General features: G+C 54.8%; 15 protein-coding genes. 13 read left to right on the forward strand and 2 right to left on the reverse strand.

Annotation, left to right across the window (positions count from 1 at the left end; genetic code table 11):
• The first annotated feature begins 312 nt into the window (after positions 1–312).
• The 5 genes from HV037_RS13605 (at position 313) to fadK (ending at position 5398) form a co-directional block, all read left to right on the forward strand.
• A complete protein-coding gene (locus tag HV037_RS13605; protein ID WP_103283869.1) occupies positions 313–1077 on the forward strand; it encodes an electron transfer flavoprotein in 765 nt (254 codons plus the stop codon).
• A 21-nt stretch (positions 1078–1098) separates the two neighbouring features.
• The gene (locus HV037_RS13610; protein ID WP_103283870.1) at positions 1099–2034 is read left to right on the forward strand and encodes an electron transfer flavoprotein subunit alpha; all 936 of its coding nucleotides are present in this window, start codon (positions 1099–1101) and stop codon (positions 2032–2034) included.
• A gap of 54 nt (positions 2035–2088) precedes the next feature.
• Positions 2089–3378 (forward strand): FAD-dependent oxidoreductase, encoded by a 1290-nt coding sequence (locus HV037_RS13615; protein WP_049040471.1) that lies wholly within the window; start codon positions 2089–2091, stop codon positions 3376–3378.
• Positions 3375–3668, forward strand: a complete 294-nt coding sequence (locus tag HV037_RS13620; RefSeq protein ID WP_016152887.1) for a ferredoxin — start codon at positions 3375–3377, stop codon at positions 3666–3668. Before HV037_RS13615 ends, HV037_RS13620 begins: the two co-directional genes overlap by 4 nt.
• Before the next feature lie 83 nt (positions 3669–3751).
• Positions 3752–5398: a medium-chain fatty-acid--CoA ligase gene (fadK, locus tag HV037_RS13625; RefSeq protein WP_103283871.1), complete on the forward strand. Its 1647-nt coding sequence runs from the start codon at positions 3752–3754 to the stop codon at positions 5396–5398.
• 95 nt (positions 5399–5493) lie between these two features.
• Here the strand turns inward: fadK and ppsA are convergent, their stop codons facing one another.
• Complete coding sequence (ppsA, locus tag HV037_RS13630) at positions 5494–7872, reverse strand: phosphoenolpyruvate synthase (protein ID WP_016152885.1); 2379 nt, start codon at positions 7870–7872, stop codon at positions 5494–5496.
• Positions 7873–8200: 328 nt separating this feature from the next.
• On the opposite strand from ppsA, the gene ppsR reads away from it, so the two are divergent.
• The 8 genes from ppsR to HV037_RS13670 all read left to right on the forward strand — a co-directional run bounded on the left by ppsR (position 8201) and on the right by HV037_RS13670 (position 16283).
• Positions 8201–9034 (forward strand): posphoenolpyruvate synthetase regulatory kinase/phosphorylase PpsR, encoded by an 834-nt coding sequence (ppsR, locus tag HV037_RS13635; RefSeq protein WP_016152884.1) that lies wholly within the window; start codon positions 8201–8203, stop codon positions 9032–9034.
• A 126-nt stretch (positions 9035–9160) separates the two neighbouring features.
• Positions 9161–10207 (forward strand): 3-deoxy-7-phosphoheptulonate synthase AroH, encoded by a 1047-nt coding sequence (aroH, locus tag HV037_RS13640; RefSeq protein ID WP_016152883.1) that lies wholly within the window; start codon positions 9161–9163, stop codon positions 10205–10207.
• A gap of 178 nt (positions 10208–10385) precedes the next feature.
• Complete coding sequence (gene hemP / locus HV037_RS13645; RefSeq protein WP_181022905.1) at positions 10386–10562, forward strand: hemin uptake protein HemP; 177 nt, start codon at positions 10386–10388, stop codon at positions 10560–10562.
• A gap of 74 nt (positions 10563–10636) precedes the next feature.
• The gene (locus HV037_RS13650) at positions 10637–12622 is read left to right on the forward strand and encodes a TonB-dependent hemoglobin/transferrin/lactoferrin family receptor (protein ID WP_103283872.1); all 1986 of its coding nucleotides are present in this window, start codon (positions 10637–10639) and stop codon (positions 12620–12622) included.
• Between the two features lie 47 nt (positions 12623–12669).
• The gene (gene chuS / locus HV037_RS13655; RefSeq protein ID WP_103283873.1) at positions 12670–13701 is read left to right on the forward strand and encodes a hematinate-forming heme oxygenase ChuS; all 1032 of its coding nucleotides are present in this window, start codon (positions 12670–12672) and stop codon (positions 13699–13701) included.
• Positions 13698–14519, forward strand: a complete 822-nt coding sequence (locus tag HV037_RS13660; protein WP_049268798.1) for a hemin ABC transporter substrate-binding protein — start codon at positions 13698–13700, stop codon at positions 14517–14519. The genes chuS and HV037_RS13660 overlap by 4 nt, the downstream gene beginning before the upstream one ends.
• Positions 14519–15511: an iron ABC transporter permease gene (locus tag HV037_RS13665; protein WP_103283874.1), complete on the forward strand. Its 993-nt coding sequence runs from the start codon at positions 14519–14521 to the stop codon at positions 15509–15511. The genes HV037_RS13660 and HV037_RS13665 overlap by 1 nt, the downstream gene beginning before the upstream one ends.
• Positions 15504–16283: a heme ABC transporter ATP-binding protein gene (locus HV037_RS13670; RefSeq protein ID WP_103283875.1), complete on the forward strand. Its 780-nt coding sequence runs from the start codon at positions 15504–15506 to the stop codon at positions 16281–16283. The genes HV037_RS13665 and HV037_RS13670 overlap by 8 nt, the downstream gene beginning before the upstream one ends.
• On the opposite strand, the gene selO is transcribed toward HV037_RS13670, so the two are convergent.
• On the reverse strand, positions 16280–17722 hold the full coding sequence (selO, locus tag HV037_RS13675) for a protein adenylyltransferase SelO (RefSeq protein ID WP_103283876.1): 1443 nt from the start codon (positions 17720–17722) through the stop codon (positions 16280–16282). The two genes, HV037_RS13670 and selO, sit on opposite strands and share 4 nt — an antisense overlap.
• Positions 17723–17766: the final 44 nt, after the last annotated feature.

Genomic DNA, 17766 nt, shown 5'->3' on the forward strand with positions numbered 1-17766 from the left:
TTATTAAGTCTGCATTAATAATTTACATATAAGAAACAAATTCAGCGCAGAGGCGATTAAAAACATGACGCATTTCGCAATTATTTTCACTGTCTTTGTGTTCCCGTTTTTTCCTCTGGTACGCACCGTCTGATTATTGCTGATAAACCAGGCATTCCCGGGACGTTTTTTTTGCAAGATTGTTGGCAATGAAAACAGATTTCCCCGTCGAAAACAGCCCTCCCTCTGTCGCACACTATTTTCAGTCAATTTTCCCTACTGTCGATAATGACGCACCACGTCATCATCCACACGAGAATCACTGGAGATGCCATGAAAATAATAACCTGCTTTAAGTTGGTGCCTGAAGAACAGGACATTGTTGTTACCCCACAGCGCTCGCTTAACTTTGACCGGGCCGATGCCAAAATCAGCCAGTTTGACTTAAATGCGATAGAGGCCGCAGCGCAGCTTAGCGCGGAGGGTGATGAAATCATCGCCTTAACGGTGGGCGGGTCGCTACTACAAAACTCCAAAGTGCGTAAAGACGTGCTGTCCCGCGGGCCGGACAGTTTGTATATGGTGCAGGATGCACAACTGGAGCATTCATTACCCCGGGATACCGCTCAGGCGCTGGCCTGTGCGGCCAACAATATGGATTTCGACCTGATGCTGTTCGGTGAAGGATCGGGGGATATCTACGCGCAGCAGGTCGGCTTACTGGTTGGCGAACTATTACAGCTCCCGGTGATTAATGCCGTCAGCAGCATCCAACGTAACGGCGATCGCCTTGTGGTTGAGCGCACACTTGAAGATGAAGTCGAAGTAATTGATCTGCCGCTCCCCGCCGTACTGTGCGTGACGTCGGATATCAACACACCGCGTATTCCCTCGATGAAGGCGATTCTGGGCGCGGGTAAAAAACCGGTCACCCCGTGGCAAGCCAGCGATATTGGTTGGATACCTGCATCACCGTTAGCGGAACTGGTGAGCCTTACCGTGCCGCCGCAAACCGAACGTCAGCACATCATTCTGGAAAATGACTCAGCAGAAGCCATTGCCGAACTGGCTGAACACCTGAAAAAAGCCCTGTACTAAGCCCAACGGAGAGAAATCATCATGAGTAAATTAGCCAACGTCTGGGTGTTCAGCGATAACGTAGAACGCTATGCAGAATTAATGGCCGGCGCTCGCCTGTGGGGTGAGCAGGTACACCTTATCGTACAAGGCAGCGACCAGGCCAATCAGTTGCAAGCCCTGGGCGCCGATAAGATAGTCGTGCTCGACGCAACCTCCGGTTTACAGCGTGTTGAAAATTACGCTGAGACCATCGCCGCCCTGATGCAGGAACACGCCGGGCTGCTGCTGATGTCCGCGACTAAACGAGCCAAATCTCTTGGCGCACGCTTAAGCATTCAGCTCAACGCAGCGATGGTGAACGACGCCACATCGGTAACGCTGGATGCAGGCATTTTGTTCGCCGAACACCGCATGTATGGTGGTCTGGCATTTGGCAAAGAAAAAATCAAAAGTACGCTGGCAATTATCACGCTTGCCCCAGGCCAGCTTGAACCGGTCGCGGAAAACGCCTCACACAACTGCCCGGTTGTCTCAGCAACGTACATCGCGCCGCACTATGAAGTGATGTGCCTGGAGCGTCGCGCCAAATCCGTTAGCAGCGTGGATCTCAGCAAAGCCAGGCGCGTGGTGGGTGTGGGTCGCGGCCTGGTGGCGCAAAACGATCTGGAAATGGTGCGCCAACTGGCATCGGTGCTGGGTGCTGAAGTGGGTTGTTCACGACCGATTGCCGAAGGCGAAAACTGGATGGAACGCGAACGCTACATTGGCGTTTCTGGCGTGTTATTGAAATCAGACCTGTATCTCACGCTGGGCATCTCAGGACAAATTCAGCATATGGTCGGCGGTAACGGCGCGAAAGTCATTGTCGCCATCAACAAAGATAAAAAAGCCCCTATTTTCAATTACGCCGATTACGGTCTGGTGGGCGACATCTACAAAGTGGTTCCGGCCCTTATCGACCATCTCAGCCGCTAACCCCGTTTAACGCACATCTCCCGCTGCCCTCGCGGCGGGAAAGGAGCATAAAGCATGTCAGATGAAAAATTTGATGCCATTGTGGTCGGTGCTGGTGTAGCGGGTACAATGGCAGGCTACGTTATGGCCCGGGCCGGACTGGACGTACTGGTCATCGAGCGCGGCAACAGTGCGGGCAGTAAAAATATGACCGGCGGGAGACTCTACGCGCATAGCCTTGAGCGCATCATGCCCGGATTCGCGCAGGAAGCGCCTCTCGAACGTAAAGTCACCCGCGAAAAAATCTCCTTCCTGACCGAAGAGAGCGCCGTTACCCTCGACTTCCATCGTGAAAAAGACAACGCGCCAGCGCAGGACTCTTATACCGTTTTGCGCAACCGGCTTGACCCATGGCTAATGGAAAAAGCGGAACAGGCTGGCGTGCAGTTCATCCCCGGCGTGCGCGTCGACGCGCTAATTCGCGAAGGCAATAAGGTCACCGGAGTGCAAGCCGGGGACGATATCCTCGAAGCCAATATTGTCATCCTAGCCGATGGCGTTAATTCTATGCTGGGACGGTCGCTGGGAATGGTTCCCCCCTCTTCTGCGCAGCACTATGCCGTTGGCGTAAAAGAGCTGATCGGCTTACCGTCGGCGGTGATTGCGGATCGGTTCAATCTGTCAGGCAACGAAGGTGCAGCCTGGCTGTTCGCAGGTTCACCGTCTGATGGACTGATGGGAGGCGGATTTCTGTATACCAACCAGGATTCCATCTCTCTGGGCCTAGTGTGTGGTCTGGGGGATATTGCCCATGCCACGAAAAGCATTCCGCAAATGCTGGAAGACTTTAAGCGACACCCGACTATTCGTCCGCTCATTGCCGGGGGTGAACTGCTGGAGTATTCCGCACATATGGTACCGGAAGGCGGTCTGGCAATGGTTCCGAAACTGGTTGATGACGGGGTAATGATCGTCGGCGATGCCGCTGGTTTCTGTCTGAATCTGGGTTATACCGTGCGCGGCATGGATTTGGCGATAGCTTCCGCAGAAGCCGCCGCCCAAACAGCCATTGCAGCAAAAGAGCGCCAGGATTACTCGGCCAGTAGCCTGATGGATTACAAACGCGCCCTCGAACAGGGCTGTGTGATGCGTGATTTGCAGCATTTTCGCAAGATCCCGGCGCTGATGGAAAACCCGCGCCTGTTCACCCAGTATCCCCGCATGGTGGCCGATATCATGAACGATATGTTTACCGTTGACGGAAGCCCAAATCAGCCCGTTCGCAAGATGATCATGTCCCATGCCAGGCAAATTGGGCTGATGAACTTACTGAAAGACGGCATCAAGGGGGCCACCGCACTATGAATCAGGACACTAACGTTAACGTCGACGTCAAACTGGGCGTCAATAAATTTAATGTTGATGAAGGCCACCCGCACATCATTCTGGCTGAACATCCCGACCTTAATGAATTTCGCAAGTTGCTGAAAGCCTGCCCCGCCGGACTGTATAAACAGGATGAGAGTGGAAATATTCATTTTGATTCCGCAGGCTGCCTGGAGTGCGGCACCTGCCGGGTGCTGTGCGGTGACACGATCCTCACACAATGGGAATACCCGCTCGGAACATTTGGCGTTGATTTCCGCTACGGCTAACGGATTTTGCATGTTGTACGCCGGATTGGCCCTGCCTGGCCATCCGGTCAGATGTATGCCGAAATAATCCTGGGAATAACTTCATGAGTATCACACTTACGTTTAACGCCGAACGTCGCCAGGCCTGGCGACAACTGGGTTTATGGGGAGATGCTTCGCTTGGCGATTACTGGCACCAAACCGCCAGAGCCATGCCGGATAAAATCGCCGTTGTTGATAATCATGGCGCTTCATATACCTACGCTGCACTCGACGATGCTGCCAGCAGTCTGGCAACCTGGTTTGTAGCCTGCGGGATCCAACCCGGCGATCGCATTGCCTATCAGTTGCCTGGCTGGTGCGAGTTCACCATTATCTACCTGGCCTGCCTGAAAACCGGGGCCGTTTCCGTACCACTGCTGCCTGCCTGGCGCGAAGCGGAACTGGTGTGGGTACTGAACAAATGCAAAGCGAAGATTTTTTTCGCACCGACGTTGTTTAAACAGACCCGACCGGTTGATCTGATCCTCCCCTTGCAAAACCAGTTGCCGCATCTGCAACAGATTGTCGCCGTAGATAAACTGGCACCGGCCACCGCCTCGCTGGCGTTCAGCCAACTGCTTCAGGCTCCGCCATTAACCCAGGTTATTAACGTTCACGCAGATGAACTGGCTGCCGTGCTGTTTACCTCCGGGACTGAGGGAATGCCGAAAGGCGTAATGTTAACCCACAACAATATCCTTGCCAGCGAACGCGCCTACTGTGCCCGACTCAATCTCACCTGGCAGGATGTGTTTTTGATGCCCGCCCCACTGGGACACGCTACCGGTTTTTTGCATGGCGTTACCGCGCCGTTTTTAATCGGCGCACGCAGCGTATTGTTGGATATATTCACCCCAACCGCCTGTCTTGAACTGCTCGAGCAACAACGCTGTACCTGCGTGCTCGGTGCAACCCCCTTCGTCTACGACATGTTGTGTAGCCTGGAAAAACGGCCCTGTGATCTCACATCACTACGTTTTTTCTTATGCGGTGGCACCACTATTCCGCAAAAGATTGCCCGTGACTGCCAACAGCGCGGCATTAAATTGTTAAGCATCTATGGTTCGACGGAGAGCTCGCCGCATGCGCTGGTCAATCTCGACGATTCACTTTCACGCATGATGAACACCGATGGATATGCCGCCGCAGGCGTGGAAATTAAAGTCGTCGATGAAGCGCGCAATACGTTGCCTGCAGGGGTCGAAGGTGAAGAGGCCTCGCGTGGCCCCAATGTTTTTATGGGCTACCTCGATGAGCCTGAACTGACCGCCCGCGCGCTGGACAAAGATGGCTGGTATTACAGTGGCGACTTATGCCGCATGGACGAAGCGGGATACATCAAAATTACCGGGCGTAAAAAAGATATTATTGTGCGCGGTGGCGAAAACATCAGCAGCCGCGAAGTGGAGGATATTTTATTGCAGCATCCGCGCATTCATGATGCCTGCGTTGTCGCGATGCCAGACGATCGGCTAGGTGAAAGGTCGTGCGCTTATGTGGTACTGAAACCGCCGCATCATTCGCTGTCGCTGGAATCAGTGGTGGCCTTTTTTAGCCGCAAACGGGTGGCAAAGTATAAATATCCGGAACACATCGTCATTGTCGAAACGTTACCGCGCACGGCGTCAGGCAAGGTACAAAAATACCAGCTGCGTCAGGATATCATTCAGCGTTTAAGCGTGGAGAGTGTGGAAAGCGTTGAAGGGTAAAGTACCGGATGGCGATGCTGACACCTCTAATCCGGCCTACGTTGCATACTAACCGTAGGCCGGATAAGGCATTTACACCACCATCCGGCATGATGTTACTTCTTCAGTTCAGCCAGGCTCAGCCAGGTCTGCACGACGGTGTCCGGGTTCAGCGACAGACTGTCGATCCCCTCTTCCATCAGCCAGGCGGCGAAGTCTTCGTGATCGGATGGACCCTGACCGCAAATACCCACGTATTTGCCCTGTTTCTTGGCTGCACGAATCGCCATCGACAGCAGCGCTTTCACCGCGTCGTTACGCTCATCAAACAGTTCAGAAACCACACCAGAGTCTCGGTCCAGTCCCAACGCCAGCTGCGTCATGTCGTTTGAACCGATGGAGAAGCCGTCAAAGTACTCAAGGAACTGCTCGGCCAGCAAGGCGTTGGACGGGATCTCGCACATCATGATGATCTTCAGTCCGTTCTCACCGCGTTTCAGCCCCTGACGCGCCAGCTCTTCCACTACCGCTTTCGCCTGGGCAACGGTACGTACAAACGGTACCATCACTTCTACGTTAGTCAGGCCCATATCGTTACGGACACGTTTCACTGCGTCACATTCCAGCGCGAAACAGTCGCGGAAGCTATCAGCAATGTAACGGCCCGCCCCGCGGAAGCCCAGCATCGGGTTCTCTTCATGCGGCTCATAACGCTCACCGCCGACGAGGTTGGCATATTCGTTGGACTTAAAGTCTGACATACGCACGATAACGCGTTTTGGATAGAACGCCGCACCCAGCGTGGCGATCCCTTCCGTCAGACGACCAACGTAGAATTCACGCGGGGAATCAAAACCTTTCATCATGCCGCGGATTTCGTTTTGCAGCTCAGGCGTCTGGTCATCGAACTCCAGCAACGCACGCGGGTGTACGCCAATCATGCGGTTGATGATAAATTCCAGACGCGCCAGGCCGACACCTTCGTTTGGCAGACAGGCGAAGTCGAAAGCCCGGTCCGGGTTACCCACGTTCATCATCACCTTCAACGGCAGATCCGGCATGGTCTCCACGCTGGAACTCTTCACGCTGAAGTCGAGCATCTCAGCGTAAACATAACCGGTATCACCCTCGGCACAGGAGACAGTGACTTTCTCACCGTCCTTCATACGCTCGGTGGCATCACCACAGCCAACCACGGCCGGGATCCCCAGTTCACGGGCAATGATCGCCGCGTGACAGGTACGACCGCCACGGTTGGTGACAATCGCCGCCGCTTTCTTCATGATCGGTTCCCAGTCCGGGTCGGTCATGTCGGTAACCAGGACGTCGCCAGGTTCGATACGGTTCATTTCGCTGATGTCCTGAATGACTTTGACCGGACCCGCGCCAATGCGGTGACCGATAGCACGACCTTCAGCAATAATTTTACCCTGAGCATGCAGCGTATAACGCTCCATCACCTGGCCGCGCGAGCGCACGGTTTCCGGACGCGCCTGCACAATGAACAGCTTGCCGGTATGACCGTCTTTCGCCCATTCGATGTCCATCGGACGACCGTAGTGCTTCTCGATCTGTACCGCCTGCTTCGCCAGCTCCTGCACTTCAGCGTTGGTCAGGGAGAAAATGTCGCGCTGCTCCTGCGGTACATCTTCAATCGTCACCTGCTTGCCATGTTCCTGGGTTGGCGCGTAGACCATGCGGATTTTTTTCGAACCCATTGTGCGACGGACGATCGCCGGACGGTTTGCCGCCAGAGTCGGTTTGTGCACGTAGAATTCATCCGGGTTAACGGCACCCTGCACGACCATCTCGCCCAGGCCCCATGCGGAAGTGATGAACACCACCTGATCGAAACCGGATTCGGTATCAATGGAGAACATTACGCCGGAAGACGCGAGGTCTGAGCGCACCATCCGCTGAACGCCAGCAGAGAGCGCCACGCCACGATGGTCATAACCCTGGTGAACACGATAAGAGATTGCACGGTCGTTAAACAGCGAGGCAAAGACGTGTTTGATAGCAACCAGTACGGCATCAAATCCCTGGACGTTGAGGAAGGTTTCCTGCTGACCGGCAAATGACGCATCTGGCATATCTTCTGCGGTGGCGGAAGAGCGCACGGCAAAAGAGGCATGGGCATCGTCTGCTGACAGCTGCGCGTAGGCATCGCGGACGGCATTTTCCAGCTCCGGCTGGAAAGGAGTGTCGATAATCCACTGGCGGATCTGTGCGCCGGCTTTCGCAAGCTCGGTGACATCGTCAATATCCGTTTTATCCAGCAGCTCATAAATGCGCTGGTTTACACCGCTCTGGTCCAGAAACTGGTTAAACGCATCGGCGGTCGTTGCAAAACCATTCGGTACGGAAACACCCATACCGGAAAGGTTAGTAATCATTTCACCCAGGGAGGCATTTTTGCCCCCAACTCTGTCTACATCATTCATGCCGAGTTGGTTATACCAAAGCACCAGCGGTGACGAGCCATTGTTGGACATCGAACAATCCTTATATATGAACGAGGTTAGGAAACTCAATTTTGCGTAATTATCTTTGCATATTTACTTCAGCGAAAAAAACGGTGAATCGTTCAAGCAACTTTATTTTTTATTTTTTCAGATTGTTTCCGCATTTGCGCAAACCCGCGAGCCACAGGGGATCACCACAAAAACTACCGGTATAAACATTTGTTCCGAAAAATGAAATGTACTTTTCAGTAAATATAAAAATACCGTTTCATTTTACAAAATAGATGCAGCAATATTCGCTTCTGGCGAATTTTAATTTATGCTTTCAGAGAATTATGTCTGCCCCAGGATGAGCAAAATGGATAATGCTGTTGATCGTCACGTATTTTATATTTCTGATGGTACGGCCATCACCGCCGAGGTATTGGGCCACGCGGTAATGTCGCAATTTCCGGTTACGATCAGCAGCATTACGCTGCCGTTTGTGGAAAATGAGAGTCGTGCGCGAGCGGTTAAAGACCAGATTGACGCGATCTATCAACAAACTGGCGTGCGCCCCCTGGTGTTTTACTCTATCGTTTTGCCGGAAATTCGCTCGATCATTTTGCAAAGCGAAGGATTTTGTCAGGATATCGTGCAGGCGTTGGTTGCCCCACTGCAACAAGAGATGAAGCTCGACCCTACGCCGATCGCCCACCGTACCCACGGCCTGAACCCCGGCAACCTTAACAAGTACGACGCGCGCATTGCCGCCATTGATTACACCCTCGCCCATGACGACGGTATTTCGTTGCGCAACCTCGATCAGGCGCAGGTGATCCTGCTTGGCGTTTCCCGTTGCGGTAAAACCCCGACCAGTTTGTATCTGGCCATGCAGTTTGGCATTCGCGCGGCCAACTACCCCTTTATTGCCGATGATATGGATAATCTGGTGCTGCCAGCGTCCCTGAAGCCGTTACAGCATAAATTGTTCGGCCTGACCATCGACCCTGAGCGCCTGGCAGCCATCCGCGAAGAGCGCCGGGAAAACAGCCGTTACGCCTCGATGCGCCAGTGCCGGATGGAGGTTGCTGAGGTGGAAGCGCTGTACCGGAAAAACCAGATCCCATGGCTGAACAGTACCAATTATTCGGTAGAAGAGATTGCTACCAAGATCCTCGACATCATGGGGCTGAATCGCCGCATGTACTAGAATGCTAGTGCATTGGTTCGATTTTTTGTTATTATGCTCGCCACCAGGCAGGATGAGTATGATATTGTGATATACATCACTTCCCGGTAGTCCTGCCGTTGAAGCAACAAATTTCTGAGACAAGTAATGAACAGAACCGATGAACTCCGTACTGCGCGTATTGACAACCTGGTCACTCCAGCAGAGCTTGCGCAACGGCATCCTGTTTCGTCCTCCGTCGCCCGTCATGTTACGGACTCCCGACGCCGGATAGAAAAAATATTAAATGGTGAAGACGCTCGTTTACTGGTGATCGTAGGTCCCTGCTCGATTCACGATCTTGATGCCGCCATGGAATACGCGACGCGTTTACAGGCGCTGCGCGAAAAACATCAGGCGCGTCTGGAAATCGTGATGCGCACTTATTTTGAAAAACCGCGCACCGTAGTGGGCTGGAAAGGCTTAATTTCCGACCCAGATTTAAACGGCAGCTACCGCGTGAACCACGGCATTGAACTGGCACGCAAACTGCTGTTGCAGGTCAATGAACTGGGCGTACCCACGGCAACAGAATTCCTCGACATGGTGACCGGTCAGTTTATTGCCGATTTAATCAGTTGGGGAGCCATTGGCGCACGCACCACCGAAAGCCAGATCCACCGTGAAATGGCCTCTGCGCTTTCCTGCCCGGTCGGCTTTAAAAACGGTACGGATGGCAATACGCGTATTGCCGTCGATGCGATTCGCGCCTCCCGTGCCAGCCATATGTTCCTCTCTCCGGATAAAACCGGCCAGATGACCATTTATCAGACCAGCGGTAATCCTTACGGGCATATCATCATGCGCGGCGGTAAAAAGCCGAATTATTATGCTGAAGATATTGCCGCCGCCTGCGATACCCTGCACGAATTTTCCCTGCCTGAACATCTGGTGGTCGATTTTAGCCATGGCAATTGCCAGAAGCAGCATCGTCGTCAGTTGGACGTTTGTGATGATGTGTGCCAGCAAATTCGCAATGGTTCGACGGCGATTGCCGGGATTATGGCGGAGAGTTTCCTGCGTGAAGGTACGCAAAAAATCGTTAGCGGCCAGCCGCTGGTTTACGGCCAGTCCATTACCGACCCGTGCCTGAACTGGGAGGATACTGAACTGCTGGTTGAAAAACTCGCCTCTGCGGTTGATAGCCGTTTTTAATGCTGTTCGCCGGGTAACATCACGTTGCCCGGTGCTAATCCTTTGTTTCCCCCCTCCTTATTGTACAAAATCTATTCTCGTCACAATTATTTCACAAAAAGGCTTGCCGCAATTTTGCAGTTTGATGATAATGATTATCATTGTTAAATTGATTGTTATTTTTAAACACTATTCACGTATGGATAACACAACAACGCCCGCAAAAGAAAAAACAACGCCTGCCGTCGCGCCAAACGAGCGCCGAATTGACAGTAAAAGTCTGCTGGGCAAAGAGGGGCGCGTGATCATAGAACACGATGGTCAGCTCTATCTGCTGCGCCAGACACAAGCCGGAAAACTCATTCTGACCAAATAAACACCACTTTTCGCCAGCCACCCAGGTAGTACCCAGGCAGCCAGCGCTTTTCGATTTCCTAATGGAGAGTTGCTATGCCACACCTGCACACTGCATCCCTGCGCCCTTCGCTCTTGGCGCTGGCGATTATCAGTAACCTGCCCGCCGTCGCGTATGCGGCGGTAGAAGATATGACCGTCACCGCTACCGGCAATGCCCGTAGTGCTTTTGAAGCACCGATGATGGTCAGCGTGATTGATGCCACCGCGCCGGAAAACCAGACCGCCAGCTCGGCAGCCGACCTGTTGCGTACGGTTCCGGGCCTGACCCTTGACGGCACCGGTCGCACTAACGGCCAGGACGTGAATCTGCGCGGCTACGATCGACGTGGCGTTCTGGTGCTGGTTGATGGCGTTCGTCAGGGAACCGACACCGGACACCTGAACAGTACCTTCCTCGATCCGGCACTGATCAAACGCATCGAGGTCGTCCGTGGCCCTTCTGCACTGCTGTACGGTAGCGGCGCGTTAGGTGGGGTGATCGCCTATGACACTGCGGATGCCAAAGATCTGCTGGAAGCCGGACAAAACAGCGGTTATCGCGTGTTCGGTACCGCGGCAACCGGCGATCACAGCCTCGGTATGGGCGCCAGCGCGTTTGGTCGCACCGATACGCTGGACGGACTGCTTGCCTGGTCCAGTCGCGATCGCGGTGATTTGCGCCAGAGCGACGGCACTACGGCACCAAACGACGAAGCGATTAACAATATGCTGGCGAAAGGCAGCTGGAAAATTGACAGCGCCCAGACGCTGGCCGGCTCGCTGCGTTACTACAACAATGACGCCCGTGAACCTAAAAACCCGCAAACCAGCGCGGCGGATGCCACCAGCAACCCGATGACCGATCGCTCAACCATCCAGCGCGACGCGCAACTGACCTACTCGATTGCTCCAGCAGACAATGACTGGTTGAACGCGGATGCCCGCGTCTACTGGTCCGAAGCACGCATTAATGCGCAAAACACGGATAACACCGGCGAGTTTCGCAAACAAACCATCAAAGGCGGCAAAATCGACAACCGCAGCCGCCTGTTTACCGACTCTTTTGCATCTCACCTGCTGACCTATGGCGGGGAATACTATCGTCAGGAACAACAGCCAGGCGGCGCAACCACCGGTTTCCCGGAGGCAAAAATCGATTTCAGCTCCGGTTGGCTACAAGATGAAATCACCCTGCGCGACCTGCCGGTTACGCTGCTGGGCGGTACCCGTTATGACTCTTATCGCGGCAGCAGCGACGGCTATGAAGATGTCGATGCCGATAAATGGTCGTCCCGCGCCGGGCTCACCGTTGCGCCAACCGACTGGCTGATGCTGTTCGGTTCATACGCTCAGGCCTTCCGTGCGCCGACCATGGGCGAGATGTATAACGATGCGAAACACTTCTCGATTGGCCGTTTTTACACCAACTACTGGGTGCCGAACCCTAACCTACGCCCGGAAACCAACGAAACCCAGGAATACGGATTTGGCCTGCGCTTTGACGATCTGTTGATGGCGAGCGATGCGCTCGAATTTAAAGCCAGCTATTTCGACACCAAAGCGAAAGATTACATCTCCACCAGCGTCGACTTCGCCGCCGCGACAACCATGTCCTATAACGTACCCAACGCCAAAATCTGGGGCTGGGACGTGATGGCGAAATATTCCGCCGATCTGTTCAGCCTCGACATGGCCTATAACCGTACGCGCGGCAAAGATACAGACACCGGCGAATACATTTCCAGCATTAACCCGGATACCGTCACCAGCAAACTGAACGTACCGGTTGCGCACAGCGGTTTTTCCGTTGGCTGGATAGGTACATTTGCTGACCGTTCAACGCATATCAGCAGCAGCTACACGAAACAGCCCGGTTATGCGGTAAACGATTTCTACGTGAGCTATCAGGGCCAACAAGCGCTGAAAGGCATGACCACCACGCTGGTACTGGGCAACGCCTTCGACAAAGAGTACTGGTCGCCGCAGGGCATTCCGCAGGATGGTCGTAATGGCAAAATTTTCGTGAGTTATCAGTGGTAATCACTTTTCCCCGGTTCGCCGGGGCAGCAATCTGGAAGGAAGAGACAATGAATCATTACACGCGCTGGCTGGAACTGAAGAAAGAAAATCCTGGCAAATACGCACGTGATATTGCGGGATTGATGAATATTAGCGAAGCCGAACTGACCTTCGCGCGCGTCGGTCATGACGCCTGGCGCTTACGTGGCGAAGTGCGTGAAATCCTCGGCGCACTGGAAGCCGTCGGCGAAACCAAATGTATATGCCGCAACGAATATGCGGTGCATGAGCAGGTTGGTGCGTTTACCAATCAGCACCTGAACGGTCATGCCGGACTGGTACTCAATCCGCGCGCCCTCGACCTGCGCCTGTTCCTCAATCAGTGGGCAAGCGTGTTCCATATCAGCGAAACAACCGCCCACGGCGAGCGTCAGAGCATTCAGTTCTTTGACCATCAGGGGGATGCGCTGCTGAAGGTCTATGCCACACAGAATACCCTCATTGAGGAATGGGCTGCGTTGCTGACCCGTTTCATCTTCGCTGAAAACCCGCCTCTGGCGCTGCAACCCGCCACCCCTTCTGCTCCAGCCACCGTCACGGTCGATGCGCAGACCGTTGATCAAGAGTGGCGAGCCATGACCGATGTACACCAGTTCTTCGGTCTGCTGAAACGCTACGATCTCACCCGCCAACAGGCGTTTAACCTGGTGGGCGACGATCTGGCCTGTAAAGTCGCAAATAGCGCTCTGGCGCAGTTACTCGACACCGCGCGCCAGGATGGCAATGAAATTATGGTCTTTGTGGGTAATCGTGGCTGCGTACAGATTTTTACCGGTGTGATAGAAAAACTGGTGCCGATGAAAGGCTGGCTGAATATATTCAACCCGACATTTACCTTACACCTGCTGGAAGAGAGCGTGGCAGAAACATGGGTAACGCGCAAACCGACCGCCGATGGCCACGTCACCAGCCTGGAACTGTTTGCTGCCGACGGCACGCAAATCGCCCAGCTGTATGGTCAACGAACGGAAGGCGAACCGGAGCAGACGCAATGGCGCGCGCAAATTGACGCACTGACGCCGAAGGGGCTGGCCGCATGAAAAAACTGCTGGTCCTGATTGCGCTACTGCCCATCGTCGCGATGGCTGCGTCCAGGGAACGGGTTGTTGCTCTCGGTGGCGATGTCACCGAGATTGTATACGCACTGGGAGCACAGTCTTCCCTTGTGGCGCGAGACAGCACCAGCCAGTGGCCTGAAGCAGCAAACGCCCTACCTGATGTCGGTTATTTGCGCCAGCTCAACGCCGAAGGGATCCTTGCCACCCGCCCTACGCTGGTCCTTGCCAGCGCGCAGGCGCAGCCCTCTCTGGCGCTAAAACAGCTCGAACAGAGCAACGTCAGGGTTGTGACGATCCCGGCAAGCAACGCGCTTAATGTGATTGATGAAAAAATTCGCGTCATCGCCGAAGCCACCCATAGGGAGGCCGATGGCGAAACGCTGCGCACCCGCTTCCGTCAGGAACTGGCGGCGCTGCCGTCATCTGAACTCAACAAACGCGTGCTGTTTATTCTCAATCATGGCGGGATGACCGCGATGGCAGCAGGCCAGCAAACTGCAGCCGATGCGGCTATTCGTGCCGCCGGTTTGCGCAACGCAATGCAGGGTGTTAACCGCTATCAGCCGCTGTCGCAGGAAGGCGTCATTGCCAGCCAGCCCGATCTGGTGGTGATTTCACAGGACGGCGTTAAGGCGATGGGTGGCGAAGATAACCTGTGGGCGCTGCCGGGCCTGGCGCAGACGCCTGCCGGACGAAATAAACAGGTATTGCAGGTTGACGATATGGCGCTGCTCGGCTTTAGCGTACGCACCCCGCAGGCCATTTTGCAGCTTCGCGCTAAAGCTGAGCAATTGCCCTGATGTCGCGACGTATCCGTTGTTCTTTATGGACACTCGCACTCATGTTGGTCGTGATGACAATTATGGCTACCGGTTTTGGCGCGTTGCGCCTGCCGGTAAGTCTGCTGTGGCGTGATGGCGATGAGGCACTGCGTCAAATCTGGCTCACCATTCGCCTGCCCCGCGTCCTGCTGGCGCTGGTGATTGGCGGTTCTCTGGCGCTCGCGGGCTGCGTGATGCAGGGTCTGTTTCGCAACCCGCTTGCCGATCCGGGATTACTGGGGATAAGCAGCGGTGCCGCCTGCGCCGTCGCCCTGTGGGTAGTGCTGCCGGTCTCTTTGCCCGCGCTGTTGATGCTGTACGCCCCCATGCTGGCCGCTTTTCTCGGTGCGCTGGCGGCAACGGTGGTTATTTTTATCCTTAGCCAACAGCGCGACGCTTCACTCTCACGTCTGCTGTTGGTCGGTATTGCCATCAACGCGCTGTGCGGGGCGGCGGTTGGCGTTCTGTCGTGGGTCAGTAATGACGCGCAACTGCGCCAGCTGTCGCTATGGGGGATGGGCAGTCTGGGGGCCGCGCAATGGTCCACGCTGCTGGCTGTCACTTCATTGACTGTCCCGACGGTGCTGATCATCTGGCGTCTGGCGCCGGCGCTGAACCTGCTGCAGTTAGGTGAGGAAGAGGCGCATTACCTCGGTGTAGATGTACGTACCGTTCAGCGTGTTTTGCTACTTTGTAGCGCATTGCTGGTTGCCGCAGCCGTGGCGGTAAGCGGCGTAATTGGCTTTATCGGGCTGGTTATCCCGCATCTGATGCGCATGTGGCTCGGCTCAGACCATCGGGCCGTTATCCCAGGTTCCGTGCTGGCGGGCGCATTTTTATTGCTGATAGCCGACACGCTGGCCCGTACGGTGGTTGCGCCTGCGGAAATGCCGGTCGGTTTGCTAACCAGTCTTCTGGGCGCACCGTGGTTTTTATGGCTTATTTTTCGTCAGCGAGGACCGCATGGCTGAACATTTCATCGCTGAAGGGCTTCACTATCGCGTCGCGGGCAGAGCGGTGATTGACGACGTCTCTCTTGCTCTCGAAAAAGGTGAACTGGTGGCGCTCATCGGCCCAAATGGTGCGGGGAAATCCACCCTGCTGCGCCTGCTGACCGGTTTTCTGAAACCGGCTACAGGGCGCTGCGTGCTGGCGGGTAAACCGCTGGATGAATGGCATAGCCAAACACTGTCGCGGCATCGGGCGGTGATGCGCCAGCAAACGCAACTGGGATTTGACTGGCCGGTAGAGGCCGTCATCGCGATGGGGCGTGCGCCCTGGACCCAGCGGTCGGAACCTCGACTTATCGCTCAGGTGATGGAAATGACCGGATGTACACCGCTGGCGGGCCGGCAATACGCCGCGCTTTCCGGCGGCGAACAACAGCGAGTACAGTTAGCCCGTGCACTGGCGCAACTTTGGTGCGACGGCGCGCCTCGCGGCTGGTTATTCCTTGATGAACCGACCTCTGCGCTGGATCTTTACCACCAGCAGCATCTGTTGCGCTTGCTGAAGACGCTTACCGCTTCACAAGAGCTGCATGTGTGCATTGTGCTTCACGATCTGAATCTCGCCGCACTGTGGGCAGACAGAATAGTGTTGCTGCACAACGGCAGGCTGGTGTCGCAGGGAACGCCTGAGGCCGTGTTACAGGCCGATGACCTGAAACGCTGGTATGGCGCGCAGGTACACGTTGGCCAGCATCCGGCCAACGGATCCCCACAGGTGTTTCTGGCCCCTTAGCTTGAACAGCTCACTTCCAGCCGTTTGCCCCAGTCAGGTGGACGGCTGACATAGTCATCATCACGATCGACAAATGGGGTACGCAACGCCTCGTGTAACCGATGCAGCTCGGCGTAATCCCCCTGCTCTGCCTGATTAATCGCCCGTTGCGCCAACCAGTTACGCAATACCATCGCCGGATTAGCCGCCTTCATCTGCGTTTGTCTGTCTGCGTCGGCAATGTTGTCTTGCTGCAGGCGTGAGCGATACCGCGTGAACCAGTCGTCAAACGCTGCGCGGTCGATAAACTCATCGCGCAGCGGGGATTGCGCGCTGTGTTGTTCCGTCTGACTGAGCATGCGAAACGTTCGGGTATAGTCGCTTCTTTCCCGCGCCATCAGGTTAAACAGTTCACTAAGCAGTTCGTTATCGTTTTTTTGCTCGCTAAAGAAGCCAAGCTTTTGTCGCATCCGCTGACCGTAGCGTGTTAACAGCGCCAGTTGATAACTGTCCAGCGCATCATTAAGCGCCTCGACCGGGATAAATGGCGACAGAGTTTGCGCCAGACGTTGCAGGTTCCAAAGCGCCGCGGCCGGTTGATTATCGAAACTGTATCGCCCCTGGTTGTCTGAGTGGTTGCAGATAAAATCGGGCACGTAGTCATCAAGGAAACCGAATGGGCCGTAATCCATCGTCAGTCCCAGAATCGACATGTTGTCCGTGTTCATGACACCATGCGCAAATCCCACCGCCTGCCAGTCCGCGATTAACGTCGCAGTACGCGTGACAACATCGTTAAACCACAGCTGATACTTATCGGCTTCTTCCTGCCATTGCGGCCAATAATAGCGAATCGCAAAGTTAGCCAACTGGCGCACTTTTTCCGGCTCGCGGCGATAGTAAAAATGCTCAAAATGGCCAAAGCGCATATGGCTTTGCGCCACGCGAATGAGCATCGCCCCTGATTCTACCGTTTCGCGATACACCGGCGTGTCGCTGGTAACAATCGACAATGCCCGCGTGGTCGGTATTCCCAGGTAATGCATCGCTTCGCTGGCCAGGCTTTCGCGAATTGTCGAGCGCAGTACGGCGCGACCATCCCCCATACGGGAATAAGGCGTAAGTCCGGCGCCTTTCAGGTGCCAGTCACACGTTGAGCCGTCAGCGAGCTGTTGTTCTCCCAACAGGATCCCGCGTCCATCGCCAAGCTGGCCCGCCCAGACGCCAAACTGATGTCCGCTATAAACTTGCGCTAAAGGCGACATCCCGGGAAGAAACGATTCACCGCCCCAAACACCGGCTCCGGTCGGAATATCAAATAGTGTCTCTGGAATAGCTAATTGCTCCGCCAGCGCATCGTTATGCCAGATCAGGCGCGCGTTTTTCAGGGGAGTGGGTGAAAGTGCTGTATAGGTTGCTGGTAATTCATCACGCCAGCGGGTGGTAAAAGACAGGGTCATAGGGCCTCCTGTCTCTAGTGTAGACTGTTAAAAGCCTGTTAAAC

Origin of the sequence: Citrobacter sp. RHBSTW-00017 (genome assembly GCF_013797615.1) — a bacterium.
GTDB classification, from domain to species: Bacteria; Pseudomonadota; Gammaproteobacteria; order Enterobacterales; family Enterobacteriaceae; genus Citrobacter; species Citrobacter braakii.

What these genes read in the sequence shown, in the direction of transcription:
- ppsA (WP_016152885.1), bottom strand. Translation starts at nt 7,872, where the DNA reads ATGTCCAACAATGGCTCGTCACCGCTGGTGCTTTGGTATAACCAACTC.
- HV037_RS13610 (WP_103283870.1), top strand. Translation starts at nt 1,099, where the DNA reads ATGAGTAAATTAGCCAACGTCTGGGTGTTCAGCGATAACGTAGAACGC.
- HV037_RS13650 (WP_103283872.1), top strand. Translation starts at nt 10,637, where the DNA reads ATGCCACACCTGCACACTGCATCCCTGCGCCCTTCGCTCTTGGCGCTG.
- HV037_RS13605 (WP_103283869.1), top strand. Translation starts at nt 313, where the DNA reads ATGAAAATAATAACCTGCTTTAAGTTGGTGCCTGAAGAACAGGACATT.
- chuS (WP_103283873.1), top strand. Translation starts at nt 12,670, where the DNA reads ATGAATCATTACACGCGCTGGCTGGAACTGAAGAAAGAAAATCCTGGC.
- aroH (WP_016152883.1), top strand. Translation starts at nt 9,161, where the DNA reads ATGAACAGAACCGATGAACTCCGTACTGCGCGTATTGACAACCTGGTC.
- ppsR (WP_016152884.1), top strand. Translation starts at nt 8,201, where the DNA reads ATGGATAATGCTGTTGATCGTCACGTATTTTATATTTCTGATGGTACG.
- hemP (WP_181022905.1), top strand. Translation starts at nt 10,386, where the DNA reads ATGGATAACACAACAACGCCCGCAAAAGAAAAAACAACGCCTGCCGTC.
- fadK (WP_103283871.1), top strand. Translation starts at nt 3,752, where the DNA reads ATGAGTATCACACTTACGTTTAACGCCGAACGTCGCCAGGCCTGGCGA.
- HV037_RS13660 (WP_049268798.1), top strand. Translation starts at nt 13,698, where the DNA reads ATGAAAAAACTGCTGGTCCTGATTGCGCTACTGCCCATCGTCGCGATG.
- HV037_RS13615 (WP_049040471.1), top strand. Translation starts at nt 2,089, where the DNA reads ATGTCAGATGAAAAATTTGATGCCATTGTGGTCGGTGCTGGTGTAGCG.
- HV037_RS13670 (WP_103283875.1), top strand. Translation starts at nt 15,504, where the DNA reads ATGGCTGAACATTTCATCGCTGAAGGGCTTCACTATCGCGTCGCGGGC.
- selO (WP_103283876.1), bottom strand. Translation starts at nt 17,722, where the DNA reads ATGACCCTGTCTTTTACCACCCGCTGGCGTGATGAATTACCAGCAACC.
- HV037_RS13620 (WP_016152887.1), top strand. Translation starts at nt 3,375, where the DNA reads ATGAATCAGGACACTAACGTTAACGTCGACGTCAAACTGGGCGTCAAT.
- HV037_RS13665 (WP_103283874.1), top strand. Translation starts at nt 14,519, where the DNA reads ATGTCGCGACGTATCCGTTGTTCTTTATGGACACTCGCACTCATGTTG.